The organism is Peribacillus sp. NPDC097284, from assembly GCF_044761765.1.
Taxonomy (GTDB): domain Bacteria; phylum Bacillota; class Bacilli; order Bacillales; family DSM-1321; genus Peribacillus.
The window spans coordinates 193,166-207,982 of the sequence record NZ_JBIWCZ010000004.1 but is presented as its reverse complement, the minus strand read 5'-3'; the positions used below and the strand labels follow the sequence as shown (position 1 = coordinate 207,982).

Genomic DNA, 14,817 nt, shown 5'->3' with positions numbered 1-14,817 from the left:
GGAAAGTATACATTATTTTCTTTCTGTTTTTGATGTGCTTTTTTAATGGGGAAACGATGCAGGCTGCTTATGAAGAGGAATCGATGGCTGGTGAAATCAAGCGTATCGTACATGAGTCGCCTGCTTTAACCGGGGCCTTAGCCGGAATTTCAATCCGTTCGGCAGATACAGGGGAATTGGTGTATGAGCATGATGCGGATATAAGGATGAGACCGGCATCGAACATGAAACTTCTGACAGCGGCAGCGGCACTTGAAACGTTAGGGGAGGAACATGTCTTCCAAACGGAACTATACATAAAAGGCATTCATGTCGCGAACGTCCTTCAGGGGGATGTCTATTTGAAGGGAAAAGGAGACCCAACCCTTCTTGAAAAGGACTTTGATGGTTTGGCGAAGGTGTTGAAGCAACATCGAATCCACTATGTTCATGGAGATCTTATCGGCGATGATACATGGTATGACGATGAAGGCCATTCGCCTGATTTAATACGAAGTGATGAGCAAGAATACTACGGGTCGGCCGTTTCAGCCTTAACCGCCGCACCCGATGAGGAGTATGATACCGGGACAGTCCTTCTGGAGATATCACCAGGGAAAAGGGCTGGAAAAAAAGCAACCGTGACGATGCAACCGGAAACGGACTATGTAACAGTCGTTAATGAAGCGATAACAGTATCACCGGACGGAAAGCAGAAAATCAAGGTCGAACGCGATCATGAGCGAAATGTCTTGACGGTAACGGGGACTATGCCGGAACATGGCTTGCCGACAAAAGAATATATGGCGGTGATTGATCCTACCAAATATGCCCTAAGATTATTTGAACAATCGATGGAACGGCAAGGCATCAAGGTGTTAGGTACGACCAAACAAGGAAAAACACCCGCGCAAGCTAGGAAAATTGCCAGCCATGATTCGATGACCCTTTCACAATTGCTGGTTCCCTTCATGAAACTGAGCAATAACACACATGCTGAAGTTTTGGTGAAGGAAATGGGGAAGGCAGCGAAGGGGGAAGGCAGTTGGGAGAATGGATTGAAGATAGCAGAAAGTAAGCTCGAGCTGATGGGGATGGACACGCAATCGACCATGATGCGGGATGGTTCAGGGATTAGCCAGGTCAATCTGATCTCAGCGAACGAATTGACCAAACTCCTTTATTCCGTTCGGGAAAAAACATGGTTTCCTTCCTATCTCAATGCACTGCCGGTTGCTGGGGTTAAAGAAAAGATGATAGGCGGTACATTAAGGAATAGGATGGAAAAGACGGCGGCCGTGGGAAATGTCCGCGCTAAAACGGGGACGATTTCCGCTACGAGCACTTTGTCTGGATATGTGACCACCAAAAGTGGGGAAGGCATCATCTTTTCAATTCTTTTGAACAACTTCGTGGAGGAAAAGGGAATCAGGGACATCCAAGATAAAATAGTGGTATGGCTAGCGGAACAGGAAGATCTGTTAGAAAGAGAGCGTTGATATTCGTTTAAAAACATATGCTTGTAATTCAAAAAAATCCGCGATGAGAAGATCTGCTTCCACCAATTCATTGACAGTCGCAAAACCAAATGGACAGCTGACGGCCACTAATCCATTTTCCTTTGCAGCTTCGATATCGGACTTTCGGTCGCCAACCAGGATGGCTTCTTCAATGTTATAGTTTCTCAACAACATGTGAACTAAATCCGTTTTCGAGCCTTTCAATGACCTTTCGATACTGTAAATGTCCGTAAGGTATTCATGCAGATGAAAATATGTACAGATTTCTTCCAAATACTTTTCAAGTCCGTTGCTGGCTATGAATATTGGAATACCTTGTTGTTTAAAGACTGACAAGGTCTCGATGACGTTTGGGTAAAGCTGACCTTTTCCTTCTTTGATCTCTTGATTCAAACATTCAAGAAAGAGTCGGTCGGCTTGATTCCGAATAGACTCGGCGTGATTTGGCAATAAGGTTTCCCATACGACCTTTAGTGGAACCCCCATGATTTTTTGGTATGTGGCAAGAGGGGCTTCTCCCTGCCAATTTCCTTCTGACCGAAGGACTTTGAACGTTCTTTCAAGTGATGAACCTAAAATCCTATTGGTTTGAAACAGGGTGCCGTCCATGTCGAAGATGACGGCAAAGGGAATGGAATTCATATTTTGTACCTTCTTTCAATTTTTTTGCGCGCCCAAGGAGGGTTTCTTGGGAGGGTGTAGAGAAATATATAGGAAGAGGAGGGGTTTGATGAATTTCCCAACAATTCGTGGCCAGCACACGATTTCCCAACTTATTGCTGAAATCCAGAATTCCCCTGGAAACCGAAGGCCATATTTAGTTGCCATAGATGGTCGCGGTGGTTCGGGGAAAAGTACCCTTGCTGCCTATATAAAAGCTCATTGTCAGGATGTCACAATTGTTCATATGGATGATTTCTATTTTCCTTCTTCTCAAAGGGCCCAGTTGCCTCCAGTCGGGAATTTGATTGGTGTGAACTACGATTGGTCCCGTGTCTTCAGTCAAGTTTTGGAACCGCTTACCTCAGGGAAAGAAGCGGTCTACCAACGTTATGATTGGGAATCGGATGCAATGGCTGAGTGGCATACCATCCCAGTGGGTGGGACTGTCATCATTGAAGGCACATACTCTACTCGCTATGAATTGGCTGCCTTCTATAATTTTACCATTTGGGTGGAGTGCCCCCGGGAGAAACGATTAGACCGTGGAATTGAGCGTGATGGGGAAGAGATGCGTTCCATGTGGGAAGATAACTGGATGGTCTATGAAGATCTCTATGTCGATGCACATCTTCCACGAGATAGGGTCAACCTGATTGTGGATGGAACGAGATGAATAGAGTCTCGTTCCTTTCCTTTCTCGCGGATGAAGGTCTTGTACCCCGAGTCCATTTCCCCTAGCTATCCTTCATCGATTCCGGTTTTTGTCATAGAATAGGAAGGATGAGGCTGCTTTTCATTGTAAGGGTTTACCTGTAAAATTCATATTGAATATTAATATTTAGATAAATTTCTCTAAGAGACAGAGATAATGGAGGAGAAGTATGTTTACTAATGATGAACAAGCTGGTGTATATAAAGCGATTTATAGCCGGAGGGATATCCGGAGTTTTTTACCCGATCCCATCTCAAAGGATACCTTGCATAAGATTTTGGAGGCGGGACATCATGCACCGTCTGTTGGGTTCATGCAACCATGGAGTTTCATTGTCGTTTCGGACCAGGAGATTAAAGAGCGGTTGGCCTGGGCCGCGGATAAGGAAAGAAGGGCGCTTGCGGTTCATTATGAAGGGGAAAAAGAAAACAAGTTTCTTAGTTTGAAAGTAGAAGGCTTGAAGGAAGCCCCCTATACGATTTGTGTGACCTGTGATCCGACGCGGGGTGGATCTCATGTGCTTGGACGCAACTCCATTCCTGAAACGGATATTTTATCGACGGCCTGTGCCATTCAGAATATGTGGTTAGCCGCCTGTGCGGAAGGGTTGGCGATGGGCTGGGTCAGTTTTTACAAGAAGAATGATATCCGGGACATTTTGGATATCCCTCCACACGTGGAGCCTGTCGCGCTCATGTCTGTTGGCTATACCGATCAATATCCCGATAAACCGATTCTTGAAACGGCCAATTGGGAAAAGAGACGGTCGATGGATGATTTGATTTTTAAAGATAAGTGGGGCCAAAACTAGACCTTGTAAGGATCTTGTAGAAAGCTGGTGTTTCGTTTTGTATATCTATCGAGGCGAGGAAATAAAAAGAATCGATCGAACTGCAGCGGATCATGGACTTGAAACGTTTACGCTGATGGAAAATGCGGGACGGGCTTTATTTGAAGCCATTGTCAAAAATGTGAGCAAATCGCAGCGAATCTTGATTCTTGCGGGAAAAGGGAACAATGGCGGAGATGGAGTGGTTCTCGCCCGTTATTTAAAGCAACATGGTTTCATATGTGAGCTCGCTATCCCACTAGGGGAACCTGTTTCTGAGACTGCAGAGCGCCACTACCGCTATTATCTCCACTGCGGATTTGAGGTATCGGAAATCAGTGAGGATTATGATGTGTTGATAGATGCGCTGCTTGGGGTCGGAGCGAGGTTGCCACTCCGTAATGATATCGAACAGCTGATTGATTGGATGAATGAGCAAGAGGCCGTTCGGATGGCAATCGATATTCCGACAGGCGTTTTGGCGGATACCGGTGAAGTGGAAAAGGCTATAAAGGCTGACCGAACATTCACGCTCCACGGGTACAAACCATCGGCGTTTCTCGAAGGAAGTGTCGAGTATTATGGTCAGACCGAAGTGCTCGATATTGGCTTGCCACAGACATCCAATTGGCAAGTATGGACCAAAGGGGATATTGCCGCAAGCTTCCCGAAGCGAAATAGTGCCTCGCATAAGGGGACATTCGGGACGGGACTGTTGATAGCGGGTACGGATGAAATGCCGGGAAGTGCCATGCTGGCGAGCCTTGCCGCGATGCGGAGTGGAATCGGGAAACTGACTGTGGCGACAACAAGGTTCGCTTCAGCAATTATCGCGAGCCGGGTGCCGGAATGTACATTTTTACATGATGGACTGGAAAAGGTAGCGGCTGGAGCGATGCCTAAAGGGATAAGGGGAGTGGCAATCGGCCCAGGATTGGATAATGAGGAAAAAATCGAACGGGCGTTACATGAAGTAATGAAAAGGGACCTGCCGATCATTATCGATGCAGGAGCCCTTAAGAAACGCGACTATCCCATGCGTGAAGCGATGACGATCGTCACGCCCCATCCTGGTGAGTTCAGTAAAATGACGGGTCTTCCGACGAAGGAAATCCAGAAAGACCGCCTGCGCCTCGCATCTGAATATGCGATCTCGAATAAGGTGACCGTTGTACTCAAAGGAAGAAATACGGTGATGGCGTTTCCCGATGGCGATGTATGGGTGAATTCGACCGGCAATGATGGACTTGCCAAAGGCGGGACAGGTGATACCTTGACTGGGATGATCCTTGCATTTATCTCATTCTATGAAGATAAGAAAGCGGCCGTGGCCAATGCTGTATACTGTCACGGGGTAAGCGCGGAGCAATGGAGTGAAACGAGGGCGAAGAGCAGTCTGCTCGCAAGTGATGTGAGTGAAAACTTGGCCTATGTGTTGAAGGAATTCGAATAGGCACTCGCTGATGGACGACATGAAGTGAGTGCTCGATAACAATAAAATAAAAAGAAAGTACCATGAAAAGGTAGGGAATCAAAAACTAGCTGTCATCTTAGCAGCTAGTTTTTTTTTTTGCTCGTATCCCCGCCTTTTAGTGGGTCCCGGTATGCAGGTCTTCATGGCATGTAGCGATATCCTGGCTAAAGATTTTCGAAGTTTATGGGATAAAAAAAATACAAGAATAATACAATGTTAAATGAAATATTTCAGAAAATTAACTAGATAGAGAGGTTGACTTATCTCCTGATTATTTCCTGAATGGTTATGTTAGAACACAGTACCTCGGCATGCATCTTGTTACAGAATACATATCTCTGTATTAAAAATATCAGTAGAGAAGGGTGTTTCTACATGGTGAAAGAAAAGACGGATATTCAGCAATTGATTGATTGGGATAAAAAGCATTTTATCCATCCGACAACAGCGATCGAACAACAGCAGCAAGATGGACCGAGTTTCATTTTTACCGAGGGTAAGGGGATATACCTAACGGACATCATGGGCAGGACGGTTATCGATGGGATGTCTTCCCTTTGGAATGTGAATATCGGGCATGGGCAGGACGAAATTGCCAAAGTGGCGAAGGAGCAGATGGAGAAATTGGCGTTCACCTCTAATTTTGCCACCTTCAGTAATGAACCAGCCATTCGGTTGGCTGCCAAAATCGCTTCCATCGCACCCGGAAATTTGAATGCCGTGTTCTTTACGTCCGGAGGGTCGGAATCGAGTGATACGGCGATCAAGCTTGCGCGTCACTACTGGATTTTAAAAGGCCAGCCCAACCGGCAAAAAATCATTTCCCGTTCGAACTCCTATCACGGGGTGGCGATGGGAGCGACTAGTGCCACGGGATTGAAGCCTTTCCGCGACTTCACGAATTCCCTTGCGCCGGATTTCTGTTATGTGGATGGCTCCTCCATTGAGGAATTGCGCAAGACCATTGTACAGGAAGGACCGGAAACTATCGCTGCTTTCATAACGGAACCGATACAAGGGGCTGGTGGCGTGAATATGCCTCCTGAAGGCTACTTCAAGGAGGTCAGGGAGATTTGTGATGAGTACGGCATTTTGTTGGTGACGGACGAAGTCATTACCGGTTTTGGCAGAACGGGTGCGTATTTCGGAATCGAGCACTTCGGGGTCATACCAGACATGATGTGCTTTGCCAAAGGCGTGACGAGTGGATATGCCCAATTGGGTGGTGTTGTCCTGAATGATAGGATGTATCAGGATTTCATAGCCCTTTCTAAAGGGACGCTTTTACATGGCTACACTTACAGTGGCCACCCGATGGCTTGTGCCGTTGCGTTGAAAAATATCGAAATCATTGAACGGGAAAACTTAATTGAAAACTCGAAACTACGTGGAGTGGAATTGCTTGCAGGCTTTAACAAGCTTCAAGCTAAACATTCCATAATCGGGGATGTAAGGGCGCTAGGACTGATTGGTGGTATATCGATCGTCAAAGACAAACAAACGGGGGGGAAATTCGAAACCCCTTTGGCTCCACGGATCGTTTCGGAGGCCGCTAAAAATGGTTTAATCTGCCGATCTGTTACATTCGATCAAGATACACTAGTGTTTGCACCACCTTTGATCATCACTAAAGCAGAGGTAGGGAAGTTGATCGAAATCTTGGACGATACATTTGCGGCTATCGAAAAAGAAGTTGTATAAGACGTGAAGAGGATGGCATTCGAATCAACCAGGGTGGTTCGGATCCACGAAAAAGGCTGCTTCCCCAGAGGGAACAGCCTTTTTTTGTGGAGCGAATGAATCCAGAATTTGAGTCAATATATTACAAGAATCGAGGATATTTCCCGGGAAACGAGTGAATGCGAGAAATAAAATCATCATTTACACTGCTTTTTCCACATCAACACGGCCGGAAAAGAAGACGGCACCATTTCCCATATCGGAGAGCCGGTCTGGCGTGAGGGCATTGATATGCTGCTTTCTGCCAGGTGTATTTGGCCATATGCCTTGGCTGACTAGGACACCGGCCAGGACATTTTCTCCTATGACGGCTTTTAATACACATTCGCCTCGGGCATTCCAGATACGGACCATATCGCCGTCTGTTATCCCTCGTTTTACTGCGTCTTCCGTATTCATATGCAGTTTTGGTTCTTTTTCCATCGATATATGTTTCTCGTTATTGGAAAAAGTCGAATTCAGGAAATTATGGTTCGGCGCCGGTATGAATAAGAACGGCAGGTCGCTGTCTTTCGCGATGGGTGTATAGGTAGGCAATGGTTCGTACCCATGCTGTTTCATCCGTTCGGAATAGAGTTCGATTTTGCCGCTCGGTGTCGGCAGTTTCCCTGGGAAGAGTGGTCGCATCTCGGCTTTCACAAACTGATGTTCAGAAAGAGCTTCATAGTTGATGTTTCCTAAATAAGGATTCTCGGGGAAGTCGAGTGCTTGACGGATCATGTCTTCCTCAGAGTCTTGAAAAGCTTGGTCCTCGAATCCCATGTTAGCAGCCAACATCTTGAACAATTCCACATTTGATTTGGACTCTCCATATTTCTCCATGACTGGCTTTTGAATTTGTATGTAATTATGCCAGTAGGAAGTATAAAAATCCTCCGTTTCATAGGATGAAGAGGCGGGAAGGACCAGATCGGCATACTGCGCCGTTTCAGTTAAGAATAAATCATGGACGACCGTGAATAGGTCTTCTTGCATAAGTCCTTCCTTAACCTTGTTTGCATTGGGAGCGACAAGGGCAGGATTGGAGCTGTATACAAATAAGGAACGAATCGGGTTCTCCTTATCTAAAAGGGCTTCTCCGATTTGATTCATGTTGACGATGCGAGTAGTCTTGTTTCGCAAAAGCTCAGGGCGTTGTAAGGCATCTTTGTTAAATGCCAAATAACCGGAGTTCCCTTTCATCGCCCCACCGCCTTTAACACCCCACTGTCCGGTAAGGGCGGGAAGGCAGGCAATGGTCCTTACAGCCATTCCGCCGTTATCGTGATGCTGCAGGCCATTACCGATTCGAACGAATGATGGTTCGGTCTGTCCATACATCCGGGCTAATGTATAAAGGTCTTCGATTGGAACGCCCGTGATCGTGGAGACGGTCGCCGGGTCATATTGGCGGACATGCTCACGCAATTCGTCAGAACCGACCGTATAGGCGTCTAGGAAAGGCTGATCGACCATATTTTCGGCATATAAAATATGCATGATGCCAAGGGCAAGTGCACTATCTGTACCAGGCAGGATGGGGATGAACCAATCAGCCCACTTCCCGGTCTGGTTTTTATGGACGTCGATCACCACAACCTTGGCGCCATTTTTCCGGGCCTGCTGGGCAATTGTCACTTGGTGCATATTGGTACTCACGGCATTAATCCCCCACATGATGAAAAGCTTTGTGTCGATCGTTTCCTCCGGATCGATTCCGAACGAACCGCCCATGGTATAACTGTAGCCGACCGAACCGGCAGAGTTACAAATGGAACGCTCCAGCCTACTTGCCCCAAGTTTGTGGAAGAAGCGACGATCCATGCCTTCAGCACTAAGGTTTCCCATGTTTCCATAAAAACTGTAGGGGAGGATGCATTCCGGTCCATGCTGGTCTATCAAGGCCTTCCATTTTGACGTGATCATCCCGATCGCTTCGTCCCAACTAATGGGGGCGAATTGCCCTTTTCCTTTTGGACCGATTCGCATAAGCGGTTGCGAAAGACGATGCGGATCATATAGACGGGCTGTCATATTCCGGACCTTGTTGCAGATATTTCCTTTTGTAACCGGGTGTTTGGGATCCCCCTGGACTTTCACGATTTTTCCGTCTTTTTTGTGAAGGAGTAAACCGCATTGATCGGGGCAATCAAGTGAGCAAACCGATGGGAAGATTCCATCCTGTTGTTTGAAATAGGGTTGCATGACTTTGTCCTCCTTGTTTTTTGGAACGCTTTTTTGAATAGTCTATTAATTGTATATTTTAATATATTGGGTATTAGAAAGAACTACTTAACTTATGTTTTTTTTTCTGATAAGCTTATTTTAATAAAATGAGCCTTCTCTATCGAAAGGTTCGTAAGTAATGGAGGAAGAATTTTTGGAATATGGAGCAATCGTTTCAATTGTCATATACATGGCAGGTATGCTGTTAATCGGGTACCTTGCTTATCGAAGGACCGCTAACCTGACGGATTACATGCTCGGAGGAAGAAACTTGGGTCCGGCTGTAACCGCTTTAAGTGCCGGTGCTTCCGACATGAGCGGATGGTTGCTGATGGGCCTTCCTGGAGCCATGTACTTGAATGGCTTAAGTGCCGGGTGGATCGTCATCGGTCTGTCAGTAGGCGCTTATCTAAACTGGTTATTCGTGGCGCCAAGGCTTCGTACATATACGGAGATCGCGAATAATTCTATTACTATACCAGACTATTTGGGGAATCGGTTTAAAGATACCTCCCGAATTTTAAAAGTGGTATCCGCTTTAGTCATTTTAATCTTTTTTACTTTCTACACCTCTTCCGGTATGGTAGCAGGCGGGGAGCTTTTCCGGACGGCCTTTAACCTGGATTACCGATATGGAATCTGGCTGACGGCAAGTGTCGTCATTCTTTACACGTTATTCGGTGGCTTCCTTGCCGTGAGTTGGACGGATTTTGTTCAAGGAACCATCATGTTCATTGCCTTAATTCTAGTACCTGTCGTCACCATTGTAAATATAGGAGGCTGGACTCCAACATTTACGGAAATAAAATCAATTGATCCGACCCTTTTGCATGCGTTTGAAGGAATGTCGACGATTGGGATCATTTCGTTGCTGGCATGGGGACTTGGTTATTTTGGCCAACCGCATATCATCGTCCGATTCATGGCGATATCTTCCGTGAAAGAATTGAAAAGTGCCCGTCGCATCGGTATGGGCTGGATGGTGTTCGCCATTGTAGGTGCCATGTTCACAGGATTGGTCGGGATTTCTTACTTTAGCAAGGCGAATGCGCCTTTGGGGGAAGCGAATGCAGAATCAGTATTCATCCTCCTTTCTAAAGAGTTGTTCCCGTCTCTAATTACGGGATTCTTGCTGGCGGCGATTCTATCCGCAGTCATGAGCACGATCGCTTCTCAATTATTGGTGTCGGCAAGTGCGTTGACGGATGACTTCTATAAACAGTTCGTTCGTCCAAATGCTTCCGATAAGGAATTAGTGCTGGTTGGACGGTTGGGCGTATTGGCGATATCCGTGATTGCCCTTGTTTTGGCGTTCAACCCGAGCGGGACCATTTTAAAATTGGTTGGGTATGCTTGGGCAGGTTTCGGCTCGGCATTCGGACCGGTCATATTACTGAGCCTTTTCTGGAGAAGAATGACAAAATGGGGAGCCCTGGCTGGAATGATCATCGGTACGGTAACCGTGATCGTATGGGAATCCATCGACAAGTTCGCGGAAGTCTACGAAATCATACCTGGCTTTATCGCAGGTACGCTTGCCGTCGTGATTTTCAGTCTGTTATCGGCGAAACCTTCTAAAGAAATAGACGAAGATTTTGATCAGGCTGTTAAAAACCTAACTAAATAGAATGCGCTGTTCAATTGAATGGATGGCACTCTCTTTTCAATCATTAGCAAAAACATGGTACAATAGCTGTAAAGTCCTTATGTGTAGTGCATGAGGACTTTTTTTTGAGTGAGTTGGGAATAATAAGCCAAAAAATAAATATAAAGGATACGGGATGAACCATTCACATAAAATTGCAGGTAAAGTAGCTATTATATATATGATCATTGGGGCCTTATGGATTTTTGTTACCGATTACATCTCGATGTCCCGCGCAAAAGAGAATGTTCACACCTATGCGATGTTCCAGCATTCGAAGGGGTGGATCTATATATTCATAACCGGGATCATTCTCTATGTCATCATCCGGTATTGGACAGGGAAAATGTTGCGGTCCCAACAGGAATTCAACTTGAAGGATGAGCAGTATCAATCCTTGTTTAAGCACAATCCAGATAGTGTTCTACAATTGGATCTTGAAGGCAGGATCATGTCGGTTAATCCAAAAGCCGAAAAGTTCCTCGGGGTCCGAGGTGAGGCATTAAAAGCAAAACAAGCGGGATACTTCATCGATTTGATCGAAAATGAAAAAGCATCTGATTATTTTATCAAGTCTTTGGAGGGAGAAGCTGTACACTTCGAAACGAATATCCAGAGGATGGATGACGAAAAGCGAATCATGCGTGTCACCTTTTTGCCCATCATTGTCCACAAGGAGTTACTTGGAATCTATGCCATCGTCCGGGACATTACCAAGGTCCGGCGTGAAGAGGAATTGATGATCATGTCTGAAAAGCTCTCCGTCATCGGGCATCTCTCGGCAGCAGTGGCACATGAAATAAGAAATCCGTTAACATCATTAAAAGGGTTCGTGCAATTAATGGATATGACCAAGGAAGTCGACCCGTTGCATACTGACATCATGTTAAAGGAAATTGAACGCATCAATATCATTTCGAGCGAGTTGCTCGTCCTTGGCAAGAAACAGGATGTCACCTTCCGTAAGCTGGACCTTGGGGACTGCCTGCATCAAGTGTATACACTCATGAAAGCTGAATCGAACCTGAACAATATTGAGATGGCCATTGAAGTGAAAGGGGCAGACCCCGTTTTAGTCATGGCCGATTCGATCGAGCTTAAACAGCTATTCATCAATCTCATCAAGAATGGCATCGAGGCTGTTGATGAGAATGGAAAAATTGACATATCCCTGCAAATCATCGATGATCATGCTATAGTCATGGTCAGTGATAATGGGATCGGGATGGAGCCGGAGCGGTTGGAGCGAATTGGTGAACCGTTTTATTCGATAAAAGAAAAGGGAACGGGAATCGGGCTTACCATCTGTCAGAAAATTGTCCATCGATTGAATGGTGAGATGCGATTTGAAAGTGAGAAACATAAAGGGACGACGGTGACAATTCGGATTCCGTTGGCTACTACCCTATAACAAATGGTACTATAAAGGATATGAAAAGTTTTTTTATTAAAGGAGAACGATATGAGCGAATTACCTGTATTACTGAACGATAGAAAGCCATTTATCCAGGAAGTCTGGAAAAAGTCAGGCTTTGCACAACTTACGCCGGTACAAACGAAAACGATTCCTGTCATTGCACAAGGAAAAGACGTCATGGCCGAATCTCCAACGGGGACGGGAAAGACACTTGCTTATTTACTGCCATTGCTTGAAAAAATAGATCCTGAAAAAAAATCCCCCCAAGCTTTAATCTTGGCTTCATCACGGGAATTGGTGATGCAGATCAATGAAGAGATTCGGATTTGGTCGGAAGGTAGCGGTATTTCTGGAGCAGCCTTCATTGGTGGTGCCAATGTGAAGCGTCAGTTGGACAAACTGAAGAAGCATCCACAAGTGATTGCGGGAACACCAGGCCGTGTCTATGAATTGATTGCCCAAAAGAAGTTGAAGATGCATGAAGTGAAAACGATCGTACTCGATGAAGGAGATCAATTGATCATTCCCGAGCATATGCAAACAATCAACAATATTATCAAAACGACGCTTAAGGACCGCCAAATCATGGTGTTCTCGGCGACCCTTCCCGAAGAAACGGAAAAAGTGGCCCGAGGATTCATGAATGAACCGGAATTGATCAAGGTTGATAAAAGTGAAAAAATGGATTCGAAGGTCGATCATCTTTATTTTGTAGTCGAAAGACGCGAAAAGTCCAAAATCTTGGAGAAAATCACAAGATTGAAAGATGTTAAGGCATTGGCCTTTTTGAACGATATTGCCGAGCTTAGCGTGTTACATGAGAAGCTTAGTTATAAAGGCATCGAAATGGGCGTACTTCACGGGGAGTCGAATAAAGTCGATCGTGAAAAAGCGTTGCGTAAGCTTCGTTCTGGAAAGTCACCGATGTTGATTGCAACCGATGTGGCGGCCCGTGGACTTGATATTAAAGGACTGACAGCCGTCGTTCATATTGATATGGCTGAAAACATTGACCAATATATTCATCGGTCTGGTAGAACGGGACGTGCCGGAGCGGATGGCACGGTCATCTCGATCGTGACGGAAAGAGAAGAGCGTGAGTTGAAGAAAATGGCTCGCGAACTTGAAATCCCCTTAACGAAAGTCACTTTCTATGGTGGGAATATCGTAGAAGAAGAATAGGCATGAAGAATGGAGATGGCCATGAAGGCTGTCTCTTTTTTTATGTTCTGTAGCGTAATCCGGCTATCCTCATTTGACGTTCCTATTTGATAGAATTGCAAGCTTTTTAAAGGAAAACTGGCCGCTTCACAAGCTTTGTGGATGATTAACAAGGGCAACAGGACTGATCCTGTACGAATGCCCAGGCGACTTACATTGAAAACGCTTCCAAAATATGTTTTTTTAACATATGATAGATATAGCTATTTGGATAGGGGGAGTTAGAATGGGAGAGAAATATAAGCATATTGAAACAGCTGTGATTCATGAAGGATATGATTCGAAGGAGCATTTAGGAAGCTTGACCACACCTTTGTTTCAAACCTCGACATTTACGTTCGATACAGCCGAACAAGGGGAGAACCGGTTTGCTGGTTTAGAAGATGGATACATTTACTCGAGGCTGGGAAATCCGACGGTTCGGGTGCTGGAAGAGAAGATTGCGGCCTTGGAAGGCGGGGAAGCGGGACTTGCGTTCAGTTCAGGGATGGCTGCCGTGTCTGCGGTCCTTTTTGCTTTGACCAAAGCCGATGACCATATCGTTTGTTCAAAAGGGTTGTATGGATGTACTTTCGGCCTTCTTCAACTGATGGAGGAAAAATACCGGATCACCCACGATTTTTGCGATATGGAAACGGAGGACCAGCTAAGGAGCATGATCCGTCCGAATACGACCTGCATCTATGTTGAGACGCCGATTAATCCGACGATGAAAATGATCGATTTAGCATTGGTCATGAAAGTCGCCAAGGAGAATAATGTACCTGTTGTGGTCGATAATACGTTTTCCACTCCATATTTACAGAAGCCACTGGAATTTGGATGTGATGTCGTCCTTCATAGTGCTACGAAGTATCTTTGTGGACATGGGGACGTTGTCGCGGGTCTGATTGTCGGAAAGAAGGAGTTTATCAATCAGGTGGCCATGACAACACAAAAGGATATCGGAGGGATTATTTCGCCATTTGATGCATGGTTGCTGTTGCGGGGATTGAAGACGTTGCCAGTCAGGATGGATCGTCACGCTTCTAATGCAACGGAGATCTTTCGCATGCTGAAACAGCATCAACGGGTTAAGGCCGTCTATTATCCAGGCGACGCAGAATCAGGGGATTATCGGATCATGGAAAAACAGATGAAATCCGGTGGAGGCATGATTTCCTTTGAACTGGAGGGGACAAAACAGGATGCCCAACGATTCCTCAATAACTTGAAGCTTATAAAAATCGCGGTCAGCCTAGGAGACGCTGAATCCTTGATCCAGCATCCCGCTACGATGACACACTCGTCCATCCCAAAAGAATCAAGAACGCAGATGGGCATCACCGACCAACTCATACGGCTCTCCGTCGGCCTAGAATCCTGGCATGACATCTGGTCTGACCTTGAACAGGCGTTTTAGGGGTCTGACC

At 45.7% G+C, this 14,817-nt stretch carries 11 protein-coding genes; 9 read left to right on the top strand and 2 right to left on the bottom strand.

All coding sequences use genetic code 11. The features are described from left to right. The first annotated feature begins 56 nt into the window (after positions 1-56). Complete coding sequence (dacB, locus tag ACIQXU_RS10935; RefSeq protein WP_402989171.1) at positions 57-1,478, top strand: D-alanyl-D-alanine carboxypeptidase/D-alanyl-D-alanine endopeptidase; 1,422 nt, start codon at positions 57-59, stop codon at positions 1,476-1,478. On the opposite strand, the gene ACIQXU_RS10930 is transcribed toward dacB, so the two are convergent. Continuing rightward, entirely contained in the window at positions 1,461-2,141 is a 681-nt protein-coding gene (locus ACIQXU_RS10930) for an HAD-IA family hydrolase (protein WP_402958474.1), read from the bottom strand. The genes dacB and ACIQXU_RS10930 overlap by 18 nt on opposite strands. Positions 2,142-2,229: 88 nt before the next feature. Between ACIQXU_RS10930 and ACIQXU_RS10925 the strand changes: the two genes are divergently transcribed. The 4 genes from ACIQXU_RS10925 (at position 2,230) to ACIQXU_RS10910 (ending at position 6,878) form a co-directional block, all read left to right on the top strand. Continuing rightward, positions 2,230-2,835: a uridine kinase family protein gene (locus tag ACIQXU_RS10925; RefSeq protein ID WP_402871917.1), complete on the top strand. Its 606-nt coding sequence runs from the start codon at positions 2,230-2,232 to the stop codon at positions 2,833-2,835. 208 nt (positions 2,836-3,043) lie between these two features. Beyond that, entirely contained in the window at positions 3,044-3,685 is a 642-nt protein-coding gene (gene bluB / locus ACIQXU_RS10920; protein ID WP_402871915.1) for a 5,6-dimethylbenzimidazole synthase, read from the top strand. 37 nt (positions 3,686-3,722) lie between these two features. Beyond that, positions 3,723-5,156, top strand: coding sequence for an NAD(P)H-hydrate dehydratase (locus tag ACIQXU_RS10915; RefSeq protein WP_402958472.1), 1,434 nt, complete (start codon positions 3,723-3,725; stop codon positions 5,154-5,156). Between the two features lie 396 nt (positions 5,157-5,552). Then, positions 5,553-6,878 carry an aminotransferase family protein gene (locus ACIQXU_RS10910; RefSeq protein ID WP_402989168.1) on the top strand — a complete coding sequence of 442 codons (1,326 nt, stop codon included), beginning with the start codon at positions 5,553-5,555 and terminating at the stop codon, positions 6,876-6,878. Positions 6,879-7,058: 180 nt separating this feature from the next. Here ACIQXU_RS10910 and ACIQXU_RS10905 read toward each other — a convergent pair whose 3' ends face one another. Further along, entirely contained in the window at positions 7,059-9,101 is a 2,043-nt protein-coding gene (locus ACIQXU_RS10905) for a molybdopterin oxidoreductase family protein (RefSeq protein ID WP_402989165.1), read from the bottom strand. Between the two features lie 175 nt (positions 9,102-9,276). Between ACIQXU_RS10905 and putP the strand changes: the two genes are divergently transcribed. From putP to megL, 4 genes are all read left to right on the top strand, one after another. Next, positions 9,277-10,749, top strand: a complete 1,473-nt coding sequence (gene putP / locus ACIQXU_RS10900; protein WP_402871901.1) for a sodium/proline symporter PutP — start codon at positions 9,277-9,279, stop codon at positions 10,747-10,749. A gap of 154 nt (positions 10,750-10,903) precedes the next feature. Beyond that, on the top strand, positions 10,904-12,178 hold the full coding sequence (locus tag ACIQXU_RS10895; RefSeq protein WP_402989162.1) for an ATP-binding protein: 1,275 nt from the start codon (positions 10,904-10,906) through the stop codon (positions 12,176-12,178). 51 nt (positions 12,179-12,229) lie between these two features. Next, positions 12,230-13,366, top strand: coding sequence for a DEAD/DEAH box helicase (locus ACIQXU_RS10890; protein ID WP_402989160.1), 1,137 nt, complete (start codon positions 12,230-12,232; stop codon positions 13,364-13,366). 265 nt (positions 13,367-13,631) lie between these two features. After that, a complete protein-coding gene (gene megL, locus ACIQXU_RS10885; protein WP_402871894.1) occupies positions 13,632-14,807 on the top strand; it encodes a methionine gamma-lyase in 1,176 nt (391 codons plus the stop codon). The last annotated feature ends 10 nt before the right edge of the window (positions 14,808-14,817 follow it).

What these genes read in the sequence shown, in the direction of transcription:
- bluB (WP_402871915.1), top strand. Translation starts at nt 3,044, where the DNA reads ATGTTTACTAATGATGAACAAGCTGGTGTATATAAAGCGATTTATAGC.
- dacB (WP_402989171.1), top strand. Translation starts at nt 57, where the DNA reads ATGCAGGCTGCTTATGAAGAGGAATCGATGGCTGGTGAAATCAAGCGT.
- ACIQXU_RS10905 (WP_402989165.1), bottom strand. Translation starts at nt 9,101, where the DNA reads ATGCAACCCTATTTCAAACAACAGGATGGAATCTTCCCATCGGTTTGC.
- ACIQXU_RS10890 (WP_402989160.1), top strand. Translation starts at nt 12,230, where the DNA reads ATGAGCGAATTACCTGTATTACTGAACGATAGAAAGCCATTTATCCAG.
- ACIQXU_RS10910 (WP_402989168.1), top strand. Translation starts at nt 5,553, where the DNA reads ATGGTGAAAGAAAAGACGGATATTCAGCAATTGATTGATTGGGATAAA.
- ACIQXU_RS10930 (WP_402958474.1), bottom strand. Translation starts at nt 2,141, where the DNA reads ATGAATTCCATTCCCTTTGCCGTCATCTTCGACATGGACGGCACCCTG.
- megL (WP_402871894.1), top strand. Translation starts at nt 13,632, where the DNA reads ATGGGAGAGAAATATAAGCATATTGAAACAGCTGTGATTCATGAAGGA.
- ACIQXU_RS10895 (WP_402989162.1), top strand. Translation starts at nt 10,904, where the DNA reads ATGAACCATTCACATAAAATTGCAGGTAAAGTAGCTATTATATATATG.
- ACIQXU_RS10925 (WP_402871917.1), top strand. Translation starts at nt 2,230, where the DNA reads ATGAATTTCCCAACAATTCGTGGCCAGCACACGATTTCCCAACTTATT.